Origin of the sequence: Streptococcus sp. HMSC074F05 (assembly GCF_001808725.1) — a bacterium.
In the GTDB taxonomy this organism is placed as follows: Bacteria; Bacillota; Bacilli; order Lactobacillales; family Streptococcaceae; genus Streptococcus; species Streptococcus parasanguinis_I.
Genome location: NZ_KV794411.1, coordinates 841,022 through 863,303, shown reverse-complemented (window position 1 = coordinate 863,303; position 22,282 = coordinate 841,022). Strand labels below are relative to the sequence as shown.

Below are 22,282 nucleotides of genomic sequence, written 5' to 3'. Positions count from 1 at the left end.
TTATAGTTTAAGGATCGTCATGGCTTGAGAAAATTCATGAGCGAGCTGTTTTTTCTTGTATGCTTTAAATTCGGGGAGGTCTTTGATTCTGCGATAGCGTTTGTAGGGATCGTATCGTTTTGGAAAATCATATTCAGGAAAAGCTTCGAAAAATTGCTTGCAGAGCTCCCATTCTCGGACATAGCCTAAAGGTCTGGCATGATAGGTGATGGTGTCAATCGTTGTTGCTGGCATTCGGTGATGGCTATGACCAAAAATCACTTCTCTGACAGGATATTGTCTAAACAGTTCATGAAAGGCTTGGCTCCCTAGAAAAGCATTAAAGCGTTCAAAATAAGGGTGGCGCAGGAGAAACTGACTATGAGGAACAAAGTGCATAGCGATGATCAAGGGTTGGTCTACACGCATGAGTTCTGTTTCGAGCTCTTGCAACAGACGTTGGGTAATGGCTGGATCAGATCCCCTTCGTTGGAGACGTCTGTCAAACCAAAACAGATTCTTGGTTTGGAGATGTTTTTGGGGAGAGATAGTAGGAACAAAGCTGTAGTCATACCAGCCCGAAAAGGCAAGGAGTGTATGCTTTGAAAAAGGAATCTTTTGAAATTCAAAAGGTCTCATGGCTTCTTCTGATAGGCCCAGCATATCATGATTTCCCAAGCTAAAGGTCACTGGAAGATGACAATGAAGTTGGTCTAAAAATTTCTGTGAGGTCTTTTCAAAGCCGTTGGCAATATCTCCTGCAATATGGAGATGTTGAATTTTTTTGTCCTTGAAAAGAGTGATCAGGGTCTCTAATTCTTCTTTACCGAAGTTGTTCGAATCAATATGTAAATCGGACATAAAAGCTACTATTGTCATGCTACCAGTCTAGCATAAGAGGATCTTTTTTTCTAACAATTAGGTTACAAATGAATGGAAAAATGTTGAAAATTAGCTGGCTTGGCAGTAGTCAACCAGCAGATCCAATATTGGAAGGTGGGCAAATAGTGAAGGTTATGATATAATAGACTAGATACATAGAAAGAGGTACTTATGGACATTTCAGAAATTCGTCAAAAAATTGACGCAAATCGTGAAAAATTAGCTTCTTTCAGGGGGTCTCTTTGACTTAGAGGCATTGGAAGAAGAAATTGCCATTTTAGAAAATAAAATGACAGAACCTGATTTTTGGGATGATAATATTGCTGCGCAAAAGACATCTCAAGAATTAAATGAACTCAAGCAGACCTATGAAAATTTCCATCAAATGGTGGATCTCTTTGATGAGTCAGAAATCTTACTGGACTTTTTGGCAGAAGACGATTCGGTCAAGGAAGAATTGATCGAGAAGTTGGAGGAGCTGGATAAACGTATGACCAGCTATGAGATGACCTTGCTATTGTCTGAACCCTATGACAATAATAATGCCATCCTAGAAATCCACCCAGGTTCAGGAGGAACAGAAGCTCAGGACTGGGGCGACATGCTTCTTCGGATGTATACTCGTTTTGGAAATGCCCACGGATTTAAAGTTGAAGTCTTGGACTATCAGGCTGGAGATGAGGCTGGAATCAAGTCTGTGACCCTATCCTTTGAAGGGCCACATGCATACGGTCTTCTGAAATCTGAAATGGGCGTTCACCGTTTGGTTCGGATCTCTCCATTTGACTCCGCTAAACGTCGTCATACCTCCTTTACATCTGTTGAGGTCATGCCCGAATTAGACGATACCATCGAAGTCGAAGTTCGTGATGATGATATCAAGATGGACACCTTCCGCTCTGGTGGAGCTGGTGGACAAAACGTCAACAAGGTCTCTACAGGGGTGCGCTTGACCCACATTCCGACAGGGATTGTAGTGGCGTCCACCGTGGATCGGACCCAATACGGGAACCGTGATCGTGCGATGAAGATGTTGCAAGCTAAACTCTACCAATTAGAGCAAGAGAAAAAAGCAGCAGAAGTGGATTCTCTAAAAGGGGATAAAAAAGAAATCACCTGGGGAAGTCAAATCCGCTCCTATGTTTTTACCCCTTATACCATGGTTAAGGACCACCGGACCAACTACGAAGTAGCGCAGGTGGACAAGGTGATGGATGGAGATATCGATGGCTTTATCGATGCCTACCTTAAATGGCGTCTCCAATAACCTCGAGGGAATCAACCAGAAAAGAATGAGAGGAATTTCATTACATGTCAATGATTGAAATGAAAGATGTTGTCAAAAAGTATGACAACGGGACGACGGCCCTTCGCGGGGTCTCTGTCCAAATTGAACCAGGAGAATTTGCCTACATCGTAGGACCTTCTGGTGCAGGGAAGTCGACCTTTATTCGACTTTTATACCGTGAAGTCAAACACGATAAAGGAAGTTTGAAAGTAGCTGATTTTGATTTGGATAAAATCAAAAAACGCGATATTCCTATGTTGCGACGCAATGTGGGAGTGGTCTTCCAAGATTATAAATTGCTTCCAAAGAAAACCGTTTATGAAAATATTGCCTACGCAATGCAAGTTATCGGTGAGCGCCGTCGCAATATTAAAAAGCGTGTTATGGAAGTTTTGGATCTTGTCGGATTGAAACACAAGGTCCGCTCATTCCCGAATGAATTGTCCGGTGGGGAGCAACAACGGATTGCGATTGCTCGTGCGATCGTCAACAATCCGAAAGTCTTGATTGCGGATGAGCCAACGGGGAACTTGGACCCAGATAATTCATGGGAAATCATGAATCTTTTGGAGCGGATTAATCTGCAAGGGACCACAGTATTGATGGCGACCCACAATAGCCAGATTGTAAATACTTTACGTCACCGTGTCATCGCGATTGAAAATGGTCGTGTAGTGCGTGATGAAGCGGAAGGAGAGTACGGATACGATGATTAGAAGATTTTTCCGACACTTAATCGAATCGCTTAAAAGCTTGAAACGAAATGGTTGGATGACGATTGCAGCGGTCAGCTCGGTTATGATTACCCTTAGCTTGGTTGCTATTTTCGCCTCAGTTATTGCCAATACCATCAAGCTTTCAGATGATATTCAAAACAGTGTGCGGGTTGTAGTATACATGCGCAAGGATATTCAAGATCAGAGCGAGCAGATTGAAAAAGACGGTCAAACCGTGACCAATGAAAACTACCATAAGGTCTACGATGCTCTGACAGCCATGAAGCATGTTGACAAGGTTGATTTTTCTAGCAAGGAAGAGCAGTATGATAAACTGATCAAAACGGCTGGGAACAACTGGAAGATTTTTGATGGAGATGCCAATCCTCTCTATGATGCTTATTATGTAGAGACAACAGCTCCTAAATATGTAAAGCAAGTTTCGGCTGATGCCAAAAAAATTGAAGGGGTCTCTGAAGTTAAAGATGGTGGGGTCGATACCCAACGCTTGTTCGCTCTTGGAACCTTCATCCGAAACTGGGGCTTGATTGGTGTAGCTTTATTGATCTTCATCGCAGTCTTCTTGATTTCAAATACCATTCGGATTACCATCATTTCACGTAGTCGTGAGATTAAGATTATGCGACTGGTAGGAGCAAAAAATGGCTATATTCGTGCACCATTCCTTTTAGAAGGTGCTTGGATCGGTCTTTTGGGAGCCTTGGTTCCTTCAGCTTTAGTCTTCTACGTTTATAATGTTGTCTATACATCTATGAACAATAATTTGGCAGATCAAAACTTGTATCTCTATAGTCCTCATCTCTTGGTACCGATCATGGTCGGTGGCCTCTTTGGATTAGGAATTTTGATTGGAGCGATTGGTTCTTCAATCTCCATGAGACGTTTTCTTAAGATATAATAAAAAAGCAAGTTCGCACTTGCTTTTTTTGTTTACTTTGATGAGGACAGGAAGGATGATAAGGACTCTTTAGGATTATCTAAAGAAGGGATTGAACATCTTCTCGTGACCAATAGAAGTTTCAGGGCCATGACCGGGATAGACAGTGTAGGAAGATGGAAGGGTAAAGAGCTCTTCTCTGATACTGCTAAGTAACTGTGTCGCGTTCCCTGTCGGAAGATCGGTCCGTCCGATAGTTTCGCGAAAAAGGGCATCACCGGATAGAACCAGGTGATCCTCAGGAAAGACGATAGAGACTCCTCCTGCAGAGTGGCCTGGTGTCTCCAGAACATAAAAGTGGAAATCAGCTATTTGGTAATCAGAGCGAATGTCATAAAGGAAGTCGGCCTCCTTGCATACAACATCTTCTAAATCCGCATGACGATCCAAACCAGATAAATTATCGACAGGAGAAGACAACCAACTGGCTTCTGCTGGATGGACATAAACAGGTGGGAAATGATAGGTCTGACGAACCTTTTCAAGACTCATAATGTGATCATAATGCGTATGGGTTAAAAGAATTGCTACGATTGGTTTTCCGATGCGATCTATTTGTTTTTGAATAGTCGCCCAGTCGCTCCCTGGATCGACAAGAATGAGGGAGTGATCATTTTCAAGGTAGTAGGTGTTTTCATAAGCTATAGGATTAACAGTACGATAGATTTTCATAAGGACTCCTTTCTAGAATAGTGTATCAAATTGTAAGGAAAATAACAGGATTGAAGTCAGCCTGAAAGGAGAAAAAAATCTGCAGAGCTTGCTCAAACGTGATATAATTTTAAGTATTATGACAAGACAGAAACGGAAATATGCCATTGTGGATCTGGAAGCGACCAGTGCTGGAAGCAATGCTAAGATCATTCAGGTTGGGATTGTCATCATCGAAGATGGGAGGATTATGCAATCCTATGAGACGGATGTGAATCCCCATGAACGATTGGATGAGCATATCAAACAATTGACTGGCCTGACAGATGCTCGCTTGAAAAAAGCACCAGAGTTTGCACAAGTGGCAAAAGAAATTTTTGAATTAATAGAAGATGCCGTCTTTGTGGCCCATAATGTCAAATTTGATGCGAATTTATTAGCAGAAGCCCTCTTTTGGGAAGGATTTGAGCTAACGACTCCTCGGATTGATACGGTTGAATTGTCTCAAATTTTCTATCCGACTTTAGAACGCTACAATTTAGGAGCGCTTGCAGCTGAACTGGAAATTGAGTTGCACCATGCTCACTCCGCTTTAGCGGATGCTATGGCAACAGCCCAGCTGCTGTTGAAATTGAGAGAGAAAATTGCGAGCTTACCAAGAGGATTGATCGAAAAACTTCTTTCGATGGCAGATTGTTTGATTTATGAATCGCGACTCTTAATAGAAGATGCGCTTAAAGACAGTAGCCTTTTTTTACCAGCTCATTTAGTAGAAGTTCATGGTCTCTATCTGCGCAAGCCACAGCAGTTCTTAGAAAGTCACTATTTGTCTGAACAGTTTGAACTCAATATGCAGTTGTTGGGAATGGAAGCTTATCCGGAGCAGAGAGAATTTGTTGCCTATATCGAGGACAGTTTGCACCAGCCGCTTCCAAGTTTTATCGAGGCGCCAACGGGAATTGGGAAGACCTACGCTTATCTGTTAACGCTTTTGGCGAAAACCTCCAAGCGCATTCTTGTGAGTGTTCCAACTAAAATTCTTCAGGATCAAATTATGAAGAAAGAAGGAAAGACCATCCAGGATCTTTTCCAAATTCCCTTTCATAGCCTTAAAAGTCCCAAGGATTATATCCAACTCGATAAATTTTATGAGACCTTACAGATTGAGTCAGATAATGGGATGATTCGACGCTTTAAAATGCAACTGTTGGTTTGGCTGACCATGACTGAATCAGGAGAGTTCAGTGAAATTGGCCAACTCTATCGTCATCTTCATTTTGTAGCTGACATTTGCCACGATGGTCAATTGTCGAAACGTTCACTGTTTTATCAGGAAGATTTTTGGCGTCTTGGTCAGGAAAAAGTGAAAACTAGCCGTGTGATTTTGACCAATCATGCTTATCTGCTAACCCGTCTAGAAGATGATAAGAGTCTACTTCAAGAGTCTGTTCTGGTCGTGGATGAAGCGCAAAAACTCTTCTTTGCTTTAGAGCAATTTTCACAGAGAGAAGAAACCTTGCAATCTCTTCTTTTAAACTTGCAACACGCTATTGAAGAGGAAAAAGATCTTCTACAACGACGTTTGCTGGAGAGTATTCAATTTGAGTTAAATGCCTGCTCCAAAGAAGTCGTGCAAGGAAAAACGGCAGTCTTATCAGATCAAACGGTGGCAAAAATTCGGCAGGATGTATCGGAATTGAAAACCGAATCTCTAGAGAATCTAAAGGAATTGTTTGATGAGCGCTACCAAACCTTTTGGATAGACAAAGAAGTGGTTGAAAGCCACCAGATTCTTCGTCTCCATGGAGGAGTGGAGGACTTACTATCCTTTAAGGAATTTGTACCTGAAGAAGTGACCGTGCTCTTTGTATCAGCGACGATTGCTATCAGTAAAAAAGTGCATTTACCTGCTCTTTTAGGATATCAAAAGCAGCAAATCTATCGGGTACCGATAACAGTCAAACAACACCAGGAATTGCTGGTGCCGATTGATTTTCCAGATGTTGTTTCTTTATCTTCAGTGGAATACGCAGGGGAGATTTGTCAGCTCGTCGGTGAACTCCTTCCTTTACGAAAGCCAATTTTTCTTTTGTTTACTTCAAAAGAATTGTTACTGGAGACGTCAAACGCATTGAAGTTTCCTCACTTGGCCCAGTATCGAAATGGGGATGCAGCCAATATTAAGCGACGATTTGACCGAGGAGAAAGCTCCATTTTATTGGGAACAGGAAGCTTCTGGGAGGGAGTCGATTTCTCCCAACAAAAAGAAGTGATTCAAATCATCACGCGCCTTCCTTTTGACAATCCTAAAGATTATATGGTTCAAAAGCTGAATACAAAACTCAGAGAACAGGGGAAAAATCCCTTTTACGACTATAGTCTTCCAGTCGCGATTTTAAGGCTCAAACAGGCTATTGGGAGAACCAGCCGTTTTCAAGATCAGGAATCTTTGGTGCTTTTATTAGATCAGCGGGTGGTAACCAAGCGATATGGAAAACAAATTTTGGATGGTTTGCAACAAGTGTTGCCCCTTCACACGACAGTGAGAGAGCGGCTTGTTGAGCAAGCAGCTGACTTTTTTGAAAGGAATTGAGAAAATGAAAAATAAAGGATTTGGACTTGCAATTGCATTTGTACTGGCACTTTGTGCTATGTTGTTGGGAACTTTCTTTCCCATTATTGGCTCCAGTGTTTTTGCCTTAATTTTAGGAATTGTCCTTAATGAATTTGTGGATTTGCCGGAGAATTCACGACCAGGCTTGAACTGGTCCGGTAAGAAATTGTTGCAGTATTCGATTATCTTCATGGGATTTAGCTTGCCCATTGCGACAGTTGCCTCTACAGGTTTGTCTTCTTTAAAGATTAGTCTGCCAACGATAACCGTTGCCTTTCTTGCAGCTATTATTTTTGGGAGAGTCTTCCACCTGAAATCTCATCTACGGACCTTAATTGGGTTTGGTACAGCTATTTGTGGTGGATCTGCTATTGCAGCAGCAGCGCCGATCATTGAAGCAGACGAAGAGGAAATTGCCCTATCTATGTCAACTATTTTCTTCTTCAACATTTTGGCTGTCTTTATCTTTCCAGTATTAGGGCATTTATGGCATATGTCTAATTTCCAATTTGGCCTCTGGTCAGGAACAGCCATTAACGATACGTCATCTGTTGTAGCAGCAGCATTTTCTTACAGTAAAGCAGCGGGGCAAATGGCTACAATTGTTAAGTTAACACGCGCCCTGATGATTGTACCAGTTTGTTTGGGCTTGATCGGTTTAAAATGGTATCGGAGTAAACAACAAGGAAGAAACAAAGGAATGTTAAAGAAAATTATTCCTTGGTTTATTATCTGGTTTATTGTGGCTTCCATTCTTTCTTCTATTGGCCTGGTACCTAAAGTGGTCCTACCTTACCTAAATGACCTTTCTCACCTCTTTATGGCCATGGCCTTGGTTGGAATCGGAAGCAAGGTTTCTTGGAAACAGTTCCGTGCAGCAGGAGCAGCCCCTCTTTTAGTAGGGTTGATTGCTTGGTTTTGTGTAGCAGGATCTAGCTTGGTTCTACAAATGTTGTTCTATTAATTGATTTGATGATTCTCACAGAAAGGAACGTGAATGAAGAAACATCATTTTTGGACGATTCACCTGGATTATTCCATCATTGGGATTGTCTTCACCCTTCTTATGATTGGGATCTTATCTGTTTATGTAGCAGTTTCTCACGACTATCCCCAAATGGTGTGGTCTTTTTTAGGGCAGCAATTGGCCTGGATTGGTGTGGGATGCGTCATTTGCCTGATTGTGACGATTTTTAGCACGAAATTTCTTTGGAAAATCACTCCCTTTCTTTACCTGCTTGGCCTAGCCTTGATGGTTCTTCCCCTTGTGTTTTATAATCCCAACTTGGTAGCTTCAACAGGAGCTAAAAACTGGGTGGCTTATGGGAACATCACCTTATTTCAGCCCTCAGAATTTATGAAGATCCCCTTCATCCTGATGCTGTCACGCTCTATTGTCCGATTTTTGCAAAGAAATAAGGGGCGTGAGCGATTATTACGACAAGATTGGTTTTTGATTCTAGAGTTGACCATCTATACGATTCCGGTCTTTGCCTTATTGGCTCTCCAACAGGACTTGGGAACGGCCTTAGTATTCTTGGCCATTTTTGCGGGCTTAGTGCTCGTTTCAGGAGTTTCCTGGAAAATTATCTTGCCGGTCATCTTGCTTCTGGCAGGTGGGTTAGCAGGCTTTCTCTTCCTCTTTCTTTCAGAAGGGGGGCGAGCTTTTCTGCACCAGCAAGTAGGGATGCCAACCTATCAGATGAACCGTATTTTAGCCTGGTTAAATCCTTTTGACTATGCACAAACCACCACCTACCAGCAGGCGCAAGGACAGCTAGCTATTGCTAGTGGTGGTCTCTTTGGGCAAGGCTTTAATGTCTCCAATTTATTGGTTCCCGTACGGGAAAGCGATATGATTTTTACGGTCGTCGCAGAAGACTTTGGCTTTGTTGGAGCTCTGGTGCTGTTGATTTTATATGTGACCCTGATTTACCGCATTTTAAAAATTACCCTCCAGTCCAATAACCAATTTTATACCTATATTTCCATCGGATTTATCATGATGCTGGTCTTTCATATTTTTGAAAATGTCGGAGCAGTAACGGGTCTTCTCCCTTTGACGGGGATTCCCCTCCCCTTTATCTCACAAGGTGGATCGTCTATTATTAGTAATCTGATTGGTATTGGTCTGGTCCTCTCAATATATAATCATAGTAGCAAAAAGAAAGAGCCAGAAGAAGGGCCTCCAATCCGTAAAAAAGTAGTCCTTAAAAAGGCGCAATAGATAGAAAGAAGGAATGAAAATGAAAAAAGTAGCAACGATTTTAGCAAACGGTTTTGAAGAAATTGAAGCCTTGACCATTGTCGATGTTTTGAGACGCGCTGGGATCGACTGTGACCTTATTGGCATGGAAGAAACGGTCACAGGTTCTCACCAGATCACAGTGGAAGTCGATCGCCTCTGGAATGGGGACCTGTCAGATTATGATGGAATCTTTTTACCAGGTGGGATGCCAGGAGCTGCAAATTTGCGTGATAATCCGGAATTGATTGCAGCTCTTCAAGAAGAAAGTAGGAAGGGAAAAATCATTTCTGCGATTTGTGCAGCACCAATTGTCTTGGCGCGTGCCGGCCTCTTAAAAGATAAACACTATACGTGTTACGATGGTTTTGAAGAAGAGATTCAAGATGGACACTATCAGAAAGAAACAGTAGTGAAAGACGGGAATCTCTTGACCAGTCGTGGTCCTTCAACGGCACTTGCCTTAGCCTACGCCTTGGTAGAGCAATTTGGAGGAGATGCCCAAAGCCTTCGTCAAGGAATGCTCTATCAAGATGTCTTTGGAGATGCTTAACAAAGCTCTTTTGGACACCATATTTTCTGGTGAAAGATCACATTCTATGTCGGAAAATGACTTCTCTTTGATTTAAAATGAAATGACCGTAAAAAATGGCTAAAATCCCCCCTAAATGAGGGTTTTTAGCTTATTTTTTTGTCCATTTGTGGTATAATATTGACTATGAATTATCATGATTTTATATGGGATCTTGGTGGGACGCTATTGGATAATTACGAAACGTCCACAAATGCCTTTGTAGCGACATTGAAGGACTTTCACATCCAAGCTGATCATGATTCTGTTTATGCAGCATTAAAAATCTCAACACAGGATGCAATTCAAACCTTTGCCCCTCATATTTCCAATTTTCGTACGGAATACAAGAAAAAAGAAGCCTTGGGCTTGCAAGAGCCGGTCTTATTTGAGGGAGCAAAAAAGTTACTAGAAGAGATCCAAGCACATGGAGGACGCCATTTTTTGGTATCTCATCGGGATCGCCAAGTTTTGACCCTTATTGAACAGACAGGTATTGCACCCTACTTTACGGAGATTGTAACAGCAGACGAGGGCTTTCCTCGAAAACCAGACCCAGCCTCTATGCTTTATTTGAAAGAAAAATATGGCATTCAAGACGGTCTGGTCATCGGAGATCGTCCGATCGATATAGAAGCTGGGAAGGCTGCAGGGCTTTCGACCTATTTATTTGATTCCATGCCACGCTTACACCAGTTTATATTTGAATAGAAAAGGGAAATTATGACAGAGGATAAACAGCAAGAAAATCAAGCACAAGAATATGATGCCAGTCAGATTCAGGTCTTGGAAGGACTAGAAGCCGTTCGGATGCGTCCGGGAATGTATATTGGTTCTACCTCAAAAGAAGGTCTTCATCACCTGGTCTGGGAAATCGTAGATAACTCGATTGACGAAGCCTTAGCTGGTTTTGCTAGCCATATTGAAGTTTTCATTGAAGCAGATAATTCTATCACGGTTGTCGATGATGGTCGTGGGATCCCAGTGGATATCCAAGAAAAGACAGGTCGACCTGCCGTTGAAACTGTCTTTACCGTGCTTCACGCCGGAGGAAAATTCGGCGGAGGTGGCTACAAGGTTTCTGGTGGTCTTCACGGGGTAGGATCTTCCGTAGTAAATGCCCTCTCCACATCCCTCGATGTTCGTGTCTATAAAAATGGCAGTATCCATTACCAAGAATATCGACGCGGACATGTTGTAGATGATTTAAAGATCATTGGAGAAACAGACCGCACAGGAACAACCGTCCACTTTATTCCAGACCCAGAAATCTTCACGGAAACCACCGAGTATGATTTTGAAAAATTAAATAAACGAATTCAAGAACTAGCCTTTTTGAATCGTGGCTTGCGTATTTCTTTGACGGATAAGCGAGAAGGCCTAGAGCAAGAAAAGCATTACCACTACGAAGGTGGGATCTCAAGTTACGTCGAATACATCAATGAAAACAAAGATGTCATCTTTGAAAAACCAATCTACACAGATGGTGAAATGGATGATATTACAGTTGAAGTAGCTATGCAATATACCACAGGCTACCATGAGACGGTCATGAGTTTTGCGAATAACATTCATACCCATGAAGGTGGAACGCATGAACAGGGCTTCCGTACAGCTCTCACTCGTGTGATCAATGATTACGCTAAGAAGAATAAACTCTTAAAAGAAAACGAAGACAATCTAACTGGGGAAGATGTTCGAGAAGGCTTAACAGCAGTGATCTCGGTTAAACATCCAAATCCACAGTTTGAAGGACAAACCAAGACCAAACTTGGAAATTCAGAAGTTGTTAAGATTACCAATCGACTCTTTAGTGATGCCTTTTCTGATTTCCTTTTGGAAAATCCGCAAATTGCTAAGAAAATCGTCGAAAAAGGGATTTTAGCAGCGAAAGCTCGCGTAGCTGCTAAGCGAGCGCGTGAGGTGACCCGTAAGAAATCAGGGCTTGAGATTTCCAACCTACCTGGTAAATTGGCAGATTGTTCTTCAAATAATCCACAAGAAACAGAACTCTTTATCGTCGAAGGGGATTCAGCCGGAGGATCTGCAAAATCTGGTCGAAATCGGGAATTCCAAGCGATTTTACCAATCCGTGGTAAGATCTTGAACGTTGAAAAAGCAAGTATGGACAAAATTCTAGCCAATGAAGAGATCCGTAGTTTATTTACTGCTATGGGAACTGGATTTGGTGCCGAATTTGATGTTACAAAAGCGCGTTATCAAAAATTAGTCATCATGACCGATGCCGATGTCGATGGCGCTCATATCCGAACCCTTCTATTGACTTTGATCTATCGCTATATGAAACCAGTCTTGGAAGCGGGATATGTTTACATTGCGCAACCACCAATCTATGGGGTCAAAGTCGGTAGTGAAATCAAAGAATATATCCAACCTGGTGCCAACCAAGAAGCCGAATTAGCTGCAGCTTTGGAACGTTATTCAGAAGGTCGCTCAAAACCAACCATCCAACGCTATAAAGGTCTTGGAGAAATGGATGATCACCAATTATGGGAAACAACCATGAATCCAGAACACCGCTTGATGGCACGAGTATCAGTAGACGATGCTGCGGAAGCAGATAAGATCTTTGATATGTTGATGGGGGACCGTGTGGAACCACGTCGTGAATTTATCGAAGAAAACGCTGAATATAGTACACTCGATGTATAAAATTCACCGAACGCTTCCCATTAATGGATATTTTATGGTATAATTACTAGGATTACGTTCAAGTAATACGATGAAGGAGTTTTTATATGTCTAGTGGACTAATTGTTCTCATCTTTATTGTCGCCCTTATCTTGATTGTAGGATATGTGGTTGCAGTCATTTTGAGAAAACGAAATGAAGCCTTACTGGCAGCACTGGAAGAACGAAAAGAAAAGTTATACAACCTTCCGGTCAACGATGAAGTAGAGGCCGTAAAAAACATGCATTTGATTGGTCAAAGTCAAATTGCATTTCGTGAATGGAATCAAAAATGGGTAGATTTATCCTTAAATTCATTTGCTGATATTGAAAACAATCTGTTTGAAGCGGAAGGCTATAATAATTCTTTCCGTTTCATGAAGGCTAAACAAGCCATTGACAATATCGAAAGTCAGATCCAGTTGATCGACGAAGATATCAAAGCGATTCGCCAAGCCCTTTCAGATCTTGAAGAGCAAGAACAAAAAAATAGCGGACGCGTGGTTCATGCCTTAGATATGTTTGAAGAACTTCAAAAAGAAGTCACTTCAGATCCAGATCGTTATGGCAGTGCGCTTCCTGAAATTGAAAAGCAAATTGGAAATATTCAATCTGAGTTTTCACAATTTGTCACCTTGAATTCTTCAGGTGACCCTGTTGAAGCAGCTGAAATCCTTGATACAGCTGAGAATCATATTGTGGCCTTAAAACAAATTGTTGAGCGAGTGCCAGAAATTGTCACCGCTCTTCAGTCAAAACTTCCAGACCAATTAGAGGATTTGGAAAGTGGCTACCGCAAGCTTTTGGAATCTGGCTACCACTTCACTGAAACAGATATTGAATCTCGTTTCCAACAGTTGCATGCTTCCTTGAAGAACAATATGGCAAATGTATCCGCCCTTGAATTGGACAATGCTATTTACGAAAATGAGCAAATTCAAGAGGAAATCGATGCATTGTATCACATCTTTACTCGTGAAATCGAATCACAAAAAGTCGTGAAGAAGTTAGTGAAACAACTGCCTGGCTATTTGAAACACGCAAAAGATAACAATAGCAACCTTGCAGCAGAAGTGGAACGCCTTAGTAAAACATTCGTCTTGAATGAAAGCTTCAGCCAACAGTTAAAAGAGTTGGAAGCTGAGCTATCTTCACAAGAAAATGTGGTAGAAGATGCCTTGAAAGATTCATCTGAAACACAAAAGGCCTATTCTATTGTAGAAGAAGAATTAGAAGCTATTGAAGCTCGCTTGAAAGAAATCGAAGATGAGCAAATTGGCTTAAGTGATTCCCTTTCAAAAATTGAAAAAGACGATGCCAATGCTCGCCAAAAAGTTAATATCTATGCCAACCGTTTGCATGCCATTAAACGCTATATGGACAAACGAAACTTGCCAGGAATCCCTCAAGAATTCTTGGAATTATTCTTCACAGCAAGCAACAATACAGAGGCTTTGATGGATGAGTTGGAAGGGGATAAAATCAACATCGAATCAACCAATCGTTTGTTAGATATTTTGACCAATGATATGAATGAATTGGAAGAAGCGACTTATCGAATTGTACAAAATGCTACTTTAACGGAGCAGTTGTTGCAATATTCAAATCGCTATCGTTCATTTGATGATCATGTTCAAGCTGCCTTTGATGAGTCCCTTTATATTTTCGAAAGAGAATATGACTATGCGGCTTCCTTCAAAGTCATCTCAGATGCTTTGGAGATGGTAGAAGCTGGAGTGACCGATCGCTTTGTTACTTCGTATGAAAAAACTCGGGAGCAAATTCGCTTCTAATAACAAAAAAACGACTTTTTAGGAGGTCGTTTTTTTATCTTCAAATGATCATTGAAACTTGAAATTTAAACCCTATTTTTGTATAGTAAGGGAGAAATAAGAAAGGAAAGCGATGAAAGAAGTAACCGGTCTCCTCGTTATGGATGTAGATGGAACTTTGATCCAACAAGAAGGAATTGATTTACTAGCTCAAGAAGCTGGCGTGGGACAAAAAGTAGCAGAGATTACGGCACAAGCAATGAATGGAGAGTTGGATTTTAAAGCATCTTTACAGGCGCGTGTCGCTTTATTGAAGGGATTAGAGGCCTCTATTTTTCCGAAAATTGTAGAGCAGATGGACGTCACACCGGGAGCTAAGACCTTAATCACGGAACTTCATCAAAGAGGTTACAAGGTTGGCCTTGTTTCAGGGGGATTTCATGAAGTCATCGACCCCATCGCGAGGTCTTTAGGAATTGATCTGGTCCGCGCCAACCGTTTGCAGGCTTCTGATGGTTGTTTGACAGGTAAAGTCCTCGGTGGGATAATCACACCTGAAAGGAAAAAAGAGTCCCTCCTGACATGGGCGAAAGAAAATCATGTCCCACGAAGTCAGACGATTGCGATGGGAGATGGTGCCAATGATCTTCCGATGATTGAAACAGCCGGTATCGGGATTGCCTTTATGGCCAAGCCAATCGTCGCTGAGCGAGCCCTATATCGTATTGAGAAGAGGGATTTAAGCCTTGTTCTTGAAATTTTAGACCAGCATAGAAAGGAAACAGCATGCATATCCTACTAGCCCCGGATTCATTTAAAGAATCCTTATCTGCCAAACAAGTAGCAGAAGCCTTGAAAAAAGGATTTCAAGAGGCTCTACCAGATGCAACTTTTGACCTCCTTCCTATTGGGGATGGTGGCGAAGGCACCATGGAAACCCTAGCTGGAGTTCTGGATGTAACGGAGTACCAAACTCAAGTAACCGGACCATTTGGACAGCCTGTTTCAATGTCTTACTACCAAAAAGATGAGATGGCTTTTTTTGAGATGGCTTCACTTGTTGGTTTAGGCTCCATTCCAGCTGAAAAACGAAATCCTCTTGAACTGGAAACACGAGGAATTGGTGAACTCATTTTGCAATTGGTTGACCAAGGGGTTAAAACGATCTGTGTGGGAATTGGCGGTTCTGCAACGAATGATGGTGGGATTGGGATGGCAGCTGGATTAGGGGTAGCCTTCTATGATGATCAAGGCCATCTGCTTCGTCCTGTTGGGGCTTCGCTCGGTCGTGTGGCTAGAATAGATACCAGTGCGATTCCAAAAGCTTTAAAAGACATCGAGCTCCAAGTCTTAACGGATGTAACCAATCCTCTCTGTGGCAGTCAAGGAGCAACCTATATCTTTGGCGGGCAAAAGGGTTTGAATCCCCTTCTGTTTCCAGCTGTCGACCAGGCTATGCAGGATTTTTACCAGCTAGCAGATGCCCGAATTTTATCCATGGCTGGCGCCGGAGCTGGAGGTGGCATGGCAGCAGGCTTGGTCGCTTTTGCGGGAGGTCAGATTTCCTCAGGAATTGAGAAAAGTTTGGATCTAATCGACTTCGATCGTAAGGTTCAAAAAGCGGATCTGGTCGTCGTGGGAGAAGGTAGGATGGACCTCCAATCTTTGTCTGGAAAAGCTCCTGTCGGGGTAGCCAAACGAACACCAGAGAAGATCCCAGTGCTTGCTATTTGTGGCGCCTTATCAGAGGATTTGCCAGCTTTCCCAAGTCATCATATTGAGGCTGCCTTCTCTATTGTACCAGGTCCTTGTGAGGTGGCAGATGCACTCACTCATGCTGAAAAAAATCTGATTTCCTGTGCCCGAAATATTGGGAACCTCTTAAAAATGAAAGCAAACTAAAAAACCAATTGAAAAGGAAATTCCTTTTCAATTGGTTCTTTCTTTAGCCAAAGAGGCGTTTCCAAAATGATTTTTTTTCAGGTGCTGTGCTCTCTTCTTTCTTTTCAAACAAATTTGGATACTGGAGGCTGATATCGGTTGGAGAAATTCCAGATGGGTGGTCAGTATGGATGATGAGACCAAAGGGAGAATGGCGACAGTCATCCGAAACGATGCTTGCCACAAGTCCAAGATCCTTGGTTTTTTTCAAATATTGTAGCTGGCTGCTTTCATCTAAAGCTGGGGAGATCTTGACCAAAACAGGATGAAAGTGCTCTGAAATATCAGAGAGGATTGTCGAATACTGCTCCAGGTATATCTTGTCCCTTGCCTCCTCCAAGGTGCATGAAGCAATCACCCGCTCCTCATAAGTCTCCAAAAATCGACGTTGCTCATCCGGATTGAATCGAGTAGGACCAGCAGCTTTTTCTAAAATTGTTTTATTAATATCTGTCATAAGCTTAGTATAGCATAAAGCGCAGCAGAAGAATAGAAGAATGCGAAAAAATTAAATAAGGAGGGGAAATGGCAGAAAATAAGATAGTGGAACCGTTTTCTTGTTAAAAACTTCTCAATTTTCGTAGATTTCCTTGTTTTTTCTTGAAAAAATAGCCTAATTACGATATGATAGAGGAGTAAAAAATATAACTCAATAAGGAGAGTAAGAAATGTCAATTATTACTGATGTTTACGCTCGCGAAGTCCTAGACTCACGCGGTAACCCAACACTTGAAGTAGAAGTTTATACTGAATCAGGTGCTCATGGACGTGGTATGGTTCCATCAGGAGCTTCTACTGGTGAACACGAAGCAGTTGAACTTCGTGACGGTGACAAATCTCGTTACGGTGGTCTTGGTACTCAAAAAGCTGTTGACAACGTAAACAACATTATTGCTGAAGCTATCATCGGCTATGATGTACGTGATCAACAAGCTATCGACCGTGCTATGATCGCTCTTGACGGTACTCCTAACAAAGGTAAATTGGGAGCAAACGCAATCCTTGGTGTGTCTATCGCTGTAGCTCGTGCTGCTGCTGACTACCTTGAAATCCCACTTTACAGCTACCTTGGTGGTTTCAACACTAAAGTTCTTCCAACTCCAATGATGAACATCATCAACGGTGGTTCTCACTCAGATGCTCCAATCGCTTTCCAAGAATTCATGATCGTACCTGCTGGTGCACCAACATTCAAAGAAGCTCTTCGTTGGGGTGCTGAAATCTTCCACGCACTTAAGAAAATCCTTAAAGGTCGTGGTCTTGAAACAGCCGTTGGTGACGAAGGTGGATTCGCTCCTCGTTTCGACGGAACTGAAGATGGTGTAGAAACTATCATCGCTGCTATCGAAGCTGCTGGTTATGTTCCAGGTAAAGACGTATTTATCGGATTTGACTGTGCATCATCAGAATTCTACGATAAAGAACGCAAAGTTTACGATTACACTAAATTCGAAGGTGAAGGAGCTGCTGTTCGTACTGCTGAAGAACAAATCGCTTACCTTGAAGGATTGGTTGATAAATACCCTATCATCACTATCGAAGATGGTATGGATGAAAACGACTGGGACGGTTGGAAAGCTCTTACTGAACGTCTTGGTGGTAAAGTTCAATTGGTTGGTGACGACTTCTTCGTAACAAACACTGACTACCTTTCACGTGGTATCGAAGAAAAATGTGCTAACTCTATCCTTATCAAAGTTAACCAAATTGGTACTCTTACTGAAACATTCGATGCTATCGAAATGGCGAAAGAAGCTGGTTACACTGCCGTTGTATCACACCGTTCAGGTGAAACTGAAGATTCAACAATCGCTGACATCGCAGTTGCAACAAACGCAGGACAAATCAAGACTGGTTCACTTTCACGTACAGACCGTATCGCTAAATACAACCAATTGCTTCGCATCGAAGATCAACTTGGTGAAGTAGCTGAATACCGTGGATTGAAATCATTCTACAACCTTAAGAAATAATCTAGTTTACTAGACTAAAAAGATCCTTGAGTCTTCTCAAGGATCTTTTTTGCGATTGGTATAAACAAAAACTCCTCAACTAAAGCGTTGAGGAGTAGTTCTATTAGAACAAGCCTTTGATTTTGTCCAAGGCACCGCTGACCATTTCATTTCCAGATACAAGCCCTTTGGCTTGTTCAAGGTAGTCACCGAGGTTGTCTTTGTTGTCATCAACAAATTTCTTTGCAGCGTCGAAATCTTTCTTTTCGATCATTTCTTTCACTTGGTTAAATAAGTCCAATGGATTCATGTTAGGGTCTCCTAAAATATAAGTTGTGAAGTCAGGCTCACGCCTTTTTCTCATCTATTTAATCATTTTTTTAGAGGTTTGACAACTAAAACGACTTAATGAAAAACCGTACAAACGGCCTCTGGAACATAGAAGTCGTCGGATAGAAGGGTCAATTTTCCGCTAGCAGAATCTCGTTTGAAGACGGTGGCATTAGGTGAATCTTGATGGGCTGCGATCAAATAGTTTTGATCAGGACTAAGTGTGAAATCACGTGGATTGAGCCCTTGAGTTGGAACAATTTCAATCAGTTCTAGGCTACCATCAGCCAAAACTTTGAAGACAGCAATGGAATTGTGAGCACGGTTAGATGCATAGAGGAATTTTCCATCAGCTGAGAGCTTGATCGCAGAAGCCCATTTTTGACCATCGTAGTCTGATGGAAGTGTGGAAACAGTTTGGAAGTGTTCGAATTCACCCATACCGTCATAAAAGAGTACATCGATCGTAGCATTTAATTCATTGATGAGGTAAGCAGTCTTATAGTGGGGATGAAAGACCAGGTGACGAGGTCCTGCTCCTGGAGCTGTTTGATACTGATTGATCAGGGTTAGGTTTCCTTCCTCACTGACATCATAGACATGCAAACTGTCTGTTCCTAGGTCACACGTGATCAAGTACTGATCTGGTGTAAGGTCTGCATAGTGGGTATGTGGACTTGCTTGATTGGCATGAGGACCACTTCCTTGGTGAGTGTCCTCATCGACAAAGGACAAACGCCCATCTGACTCTAGCTGATATACGAGAACTTGGCCTTTGTGATAGTTGGCTCCATAGACCAGTTGACGCTTGTCATCGACAGAGACATAGCAGAGTGGTGCTCCCTCTTCAACAACGTGATTGAGCGGCTGAAAATCAGCTGTAAAACTTGCGATTCCTCCTTTTCCCTCTTCAGCTCCGACACTGTAGAGGTTGCCTTTTTCAGAAAAAGCGATATAGGTTGGATTGGGCTCAGCTGCCACTAGTTCAAGTTGGCTCAATGCTCCTGTTTCAGGATCAAATTGTGCCTTGTAAATTCCTTTGGATTCTTTTTTGGTATAGGTACCGAAATAAATGGTTTGAGACATAGGTCACCTCGTATGATTTGTTAGGTTTATTATATCAAAGGTCCTATTGGAAGGCAATTGCTAGTTAAAAAGGCGAGGGCCTTTCTTTCTTATTTTGCTAGTTTTTTCGTAACTTCAAGCTCAAAAAATGCTAAAATAGAAACAGATTGAAATGAAAAGGAGATCTCTGTGGATAATAAAGAAAAACAGTTTAGTTTATCCTGGTTTTTTAGATGGTTTTTAGACAACAAGGCCATTACCGTATTTTTAGTTACCTTGCTGTTGGGCTTGAACCTTTTGGTTTTGAGTAAAATCACCTTTATTTTTATTCCTATTTTTGAGTTTGCAGGAGCAGTCATGCTGCCTGTCATTATTTCTGGTTTGCTCTATTACCTGCTTAACCCCATTGTTGACTTTCTTGAAAGAAAAGGACTCAAGCGGATTTTTGCGATTTCCTTAGTCTTTTTCTTGATTGCAGTGCTTTTAATCTGGGGTCTAGCTGTAGTGATTCCATCCGTCCAACGACAAGTGGTGAGTTTCTTTCATAACCTGCCAACTTATTTGGAAAAGGCCAATGCAACCATCGATGATTTTCTAGATAATCGCGTCTCCTCTGATATCAAACCCCAGTTAGATGAGATCACCAAGGAATTGTCTGCAAACATTACTTCTTGGGCCAGTTCGATCTCTGGGCGGGCTGTCAATTGGGTCAGCAACTTGATTGGAGTGGCTTCGCAAGTCATTGTTGCCTTGATCATCATGCCTTTTATTGTCTTTTATCTTCTTCGAGATGGAAAAAATTTAAAGGGCCACATTGTTCGCTTCTTACCGACTAAGATTCGTAAACCGGCTGAACAGGTTCTCTCAGATGTCAATACCCAGCTCTCCAATTATGTTCGAGGGCAAATTACGGTAGCCATTGTCGTCGCCATTATGTTCATCATCTTCTTTAAGATCATTGGTTTGCGCTATGCGGTAACGCTTGGGATCTCTGCGGGGATCTTGAATTTGATCCCTTACTTGGGTAGTTTCTTAGCCATGTTACCTGCTTTGGTATTGGGCTTGGTAGCAGGGCCAGAGATGTTTATTAAGGTCTTGATTGTATTTGCAGTGGAGCAAACCATTGAAGGACGTTTTGTATCACCTTTGGTTTTGGGAAGCCAGTTAAATATCCATCCGATTACCATTTTGTTTGTGCTCTTGACGTCAGGATCTATGTTTGGAATCTGGGGAGTTTTCCTTGGAATTCCAGTCTATGCATCTGCTAAGGTGGTGATCGGAGCTATCTTTGAATGGTATAAGGTTGTCAGTGGTTTGTATGAAGAACATAATGAAGTAGAAGAGGAAACACACAGTGAGTCATAGTCAACAAATGGTAGAGGCTCTCGATCGGCAGGAGCTAGAAGAAGCAGAAGTTCAATTTCAACAGGCTTTGTTAGAAGATAGTGAAGCACAATTATTGGATTTAGGTCAATATCTTGAAAGTATCGGTTTTTACCCTCAGGCAAAGGAGATCTATGAACAGATTGCAGAAACCTATCCAGAAGTGTATCTAAGTTTGGCAACCATCCTTGCAGAGGAAGGTCAAATGGAAGAGGCCTTTGCTTATTTAGAAGAAATTGAGCCAGACTCTAACTGGTATGTGGCCAGTCTCTTGGTTAAGGCGGATCTCTATCAGATGGAAGGCTTAGCAGATGTGGCGCGTGAAAAATTAGTTGAAGCAGCCCGTCTGTCTGATGATCCCATCATTCAATTAGGCCTAGCTGAAATTGATCTGGAATTGGAACGCTACCAAGAGGCTATCCAAGAGTATGCCCAGTTGGACAATCGGGAGATTTTGGAAGCAACAGGAATTTCCACCTATCAACGAATTGGTTTTGCCTATGCCAATCTTGGTAAGTTTGAAGCAGCTGTTCCCTTCTTAGAGAAAGCTCTGGAGATTGAGTTTGATGACCAGATTGCTTACGAATTAGCGACCTTATTGTCTGACCAAGAAGAATTCCAAAAAGCCCTGATCTACTACAAACAAATTGATACCTTGTCGCCTGATTTTGAGGGCTATGAGTATGGTTATGCTTTAGCTTTACAGGCTGAAAATGACCGTGAAAAAGCACTTGAGATTGCTAAACAAGGGATCCAGAAGAATCCATTTGATGCCCAATTGAAGCTCCTTGCTTCTCAGCTTTCTTATGAACTCCACCAGCCTGAGCAAGCAGAAGCTTATCTATTAGAGGCTAAAGAAGTGGCAGATGATCTCGAAGAGATTGCTCTTCGCCTGACCACCCTTTATTTAGAACAGGAACGCTTTGACCAAGTCTTGGCTTGGCAAAATGAAGAAGTCGAAACAGTTGTCACTCGGTGGAACATTGCCCGTGCCTTGGCTGCTTTGGAGAAAACAGAAGAGGCCGTCTCAGCCTACCAAGAGCTTTATGAGGATTTAAAAGACAACCCAGAATTCCTCGAAGCCTATGTTTATTTGTTGCGTGAGGCTGGAGATGTGACGAAGGCGCGTGAAGTGGCCAACCAGTATTTGGCGATCGTACCAGACGATGTGCAGATGCAAACCCTCTATGATAGCCTCTAATCAAAACCATATCGTGAAGATTCGGAATAGTTTGTGGTATACT

Annotated in this window: 20 protein-coding genes; 15 read left to right on the top strand and 5 right to left on the bottom strand. The window is 42.1% G+C overall.

Annotated elements, in window-relative coordinates; genetic code table 11:
* A complete protein-coding gene (locus HMPREF2685_RS07895) occupies positions 1 to 858 on the bottom strand; it encodes a metallophosphoesterase (protein ID WP_070466283.1) in 858 nt (285 codons plus the stop codon).
* A 174-nt stretch (positions 859 to 1,032) separates the two neighbouring features.
* On the opposite strand from HMPREF2685_RS07895, the gene prfB reads away from it, so the two are divergent.
* The 3 genes from prfB to ftsX all read left to right on the top strand — a co-directional run bounded on the left by prfB (position 1,033) and on the right by ftsX (position 3,784).
* Positions 1,033 to 2,128 (top strand): peptide chain release factor 2 gene (prfB, locus tag HMPREF2685_RS07890; protein ID WP_100209015.1). Its coding sequence is split into 2 segments (ribosomal slippage): positions 1,033 to 1,104 and positions 1,106 to 2,128, totalling 1,095 coding nucleotides; the frame shifts between segments, so codons are not numbered across the junction.
* 44 nt (positions 2,129 to 2,172) lie between these two features.
* Positions 2,173 to 2,865 (top strand): cell division ATP-binding protein FtsE, encoded by a 693-nt coding sequence (ftsE, locus tag HMPREF2685_RS07885; RefSeq protein WP_003008021.1) that lies wholly within the window; start codon positions 2,173 to 2,175, stop codon positions 2,863 to 2,865.
* Positions 2,858 to 3,784 carry a permease-like cell division protein FtsX gene (gene ftsX, locus HMPREF2685_RS07880; protein ID WP_042759907.1) on the top strand — a complete coding sequence of 309 codons (927 nt, stop codon included), beginning with the start codon at positions 2,858 to 2,860 and terminating at the stop codon, positions 3,782 to 3,784. Before ftsE ends, ftsX begins: the two co-directional genes overlap by 8 nt.
* Positions 3,785 to 3,859: 75 nt before the next feature.
* On the opposite strand, the gene HMPREF2685_RS07875 is transcribed toward ftsX, so the two are convergent.
* Positions 3,860 to 4,495, bottom strand: coding sequence for an MBL fold metallo-hydrolase (locus HMPREF2685_RS07875; protein WP_070466280.1), 636 nt, complete (start codon positions 4,493 to 4,495; stop codon positions 3,860 to 3,862).
* Positions 4,496 to 4,613: 118 nt separating this feature from the next.
* On the opposite strand from HMPREF2685_RS07875, the gene HMPREF2685_RS07870 reads away from it, so the two are divergent.
* The 9 genes from HMPREF2685_RS07870 (at position 4,614) to HMPREF2685_RS07830 (ending at position 16,269) form a co-directional block, all read left to right on the top strand.
* On the top strand, positions 4,614 to 7,067 hold the full coding sequence (locus tag HMPREF2685_RS07870) for a bifunctional DnaQ family exonuclease/ATP-dependent helicase (protein WP_070466712.1): 2,454 nt from the start codon (positions 4,614 to 4,616) through the stop codon (positions 7,065 to 7,067).
* Between the two features lie 4 nt (positions 7,068 to 7,071).
* Positions 7,072 to 8,052: a YeiH family protein gene (locus tag HMPREF2685_RS07865; protein WP_070466278.1), complete on the top strand. Its 981-nt coding sequence runs from the start codon at positions 7,072 to 7,074 to the stop codon at positions 8,050 to 8,052.
* 33 nt (positions 8,053 to 8,085) lie between these two features.
* The gene (locus tag HMPREF2685_RS07860) at positions 8,086 to 9,315 is read left to right on the top strand and encodes an FtsW/RodA/SpoVE family cell cycle protein (protein ID WP_070466276.1); all 1,230 of its coding nucleotides are present in this window, start codon (positions 8,086 to 8,088) and stop codon (positions 9,313 to 9,315) included.
* A gap of 19 nt (positions 9,316 to 9,334) precedes the next feature.
* The gene (locus tag HMPREF2685_RS07855) at positions 9,335 to 9,886 is read left to right on the top strand and encodes a DJ-1 family glyoxalase III (protein ID WP_024055774.1); all 552 of its coding nucleotides are present in this window, start codon (positions 9,335 to 9,337) and stop codon (positions 9,884 to 9,886) included.
* Between the two features lie 165 nt (positions 9,887 to 10,051).
* Positions 10,052 to 10,615 carry an HAD-IA family hydrolase gene (locus tag HMPREF2685_RS07850; RefSeq protein ID WP_049491087.1) on the top strand — a complete coding sequence of 188 codons (564 nt, stop codon included), beginning with the start codon at positions 10,052 to 10,054 and terminating at the stop codon, positions 10,613 to 10,615.
* A gap of 12 nt (positions 10,616 to 10,627) precedes the next feature.
* Entirely contained in the window at positions 10,628 to 12,577 is a 1,950-nt protein-coding gene (gene gyrB / locus HMPREF2685_RS07845) for a DNA topoisomerase (ATP-hydrolyzing) subunit B (RefSeq protein ID WP_070466275.1), read from the top strand.
* An 86-nt stretch (positions 12,578 to 12,663) separates the two neighbouring features.
* Positions 12,664 to 14,388, top strand: a complete 1,725-nt coding sequence (ezrA, locus tag HMPREF2685_RS07840; protein WP_070466273.1) for a septation ring formation regulator EzrA — start codon at positions 12,664 to 12,666, stop codon at positions 14,386 to 14,388.
* Positions 14,389 to 14,500: 112 nt separating this feature from the next.
* Positions 14,501 to 15,169: a phosphoserine phosphatase SerB gene (gene serB, locus HMPREF2685_RS07835; protein ID WP_070466271.1), complete on the top strand. Its 669-nt coding sequence runs from the start codon at positions 14,501 to 14,503 to the stop codon at positions 15,167 to 15,169.
* Entirely contained in the window at positions 15,154 to 16,269 is a 1,116-nt protein-coding gene (locus HMPREF2685_RS07830; RefSeq protein ID WP_070466269.1) for a glycerate kinase, read from the top strand. The genes serB and HMPREF2685_RS07830 overlap by 16 nt, the downstream gene beginning before the upstream one ends.
* Before the next feature lie 43 nt (positions 16,270 to 16,312).
* Here the strand turns inward: HMPREF2685_RS07830 and HMPREF2685_RS07825 are convergent, their stop codons facing one another.
* Positions 16,313 to 16,765, bottom strand: coding sequence for a DUF1694 domain-containing protein (locus tag HMPREF2685_RS07825; RefSeq protein ID WP_070466267.1), 453 nt, complete (start codon positions 16,763 to 16,765; stop codon positions 16,313 to 16,315).
* A 211-nt stretch (positions 16,766 to 16,976) separates the two neighbouring features.
* Between HMPREF2685_RS07825 and eno the strand changes: the two genes are divergently transcribed.
* Positions 16,977 to 18,281: a surface-displayed alpha-enolase gene (eno, locus tag HMPREF2685_RS07820; RefSeq protein WP_070466265.1), complete on the top strand. Its 1,305-nt coding sequence runs from the start codon at positions 16,977 to 16,979 to the stop codon at positions 18,279 to 18,281.
* Between the two features lie 103 nt (positions 18,282 to 18,384).
* On the opposite strand, the gene HMPREF2685_RS07815 is transcribed toward eno, so the two are convergent.
* A complete protein-coding gene (locus HMPREF2685_RS07815) occupies positions 18,385 to 18,570 on the bottom strand; it encodes a hypothetical protein (protein ID WP_003002861.1) in 186 nt (61 codons plus the stop codon).
* Between the two features lie 95 nt (positions 18,571 to 18,665).
* Entirely contained in the window at positions 18,666 to 19,676 is a 1,011-nt protein-coding gene (locus HMPREF2685_RS07810) for a lactonase family protein (RefSeq protein ID WP_070466263.1), read from the bottom strand.
* A gap of 168 nt (positions 19,677 to 19,844) precedes the next feature.
* On the opposite strand from HMPREF2685_RS07810, the gene HMPREF2685_RS07805 reads away from it, so the two are divergent.
* Both HMPREF2685_RS07805 and HMPREF2685_RS07800 read left to right on the top strand, forming a co-directional pair.
* Positions 19,845 to 21,020 (top strand): AI-2E family transporter, encoded by a 1,176-nt coding sequence (locus tag HMPREF2685_RS07805; protein ID WP_070466261.1) that lies wholly within the window; start codon positions 19,845 to 19,847, stop codon positions 21,018 to 21,020.
* A complete protein-coding gene (locus HMPREF2685_RS07800; protein WP_070466260.1) occupies positions 21,010 to 22,239 on the top strand; it encodes a tetratricopeptide repeat protein in 1,230 nt (409 codons plus the stop codon). Before HMPREF2685_RS07805 ends, HMPREF2685_RS07800 begins: the two co-directional genes overlap by 11 nt.
* Positions 22,240 to 22,282 lie beyond the last annotated feature (43 nt).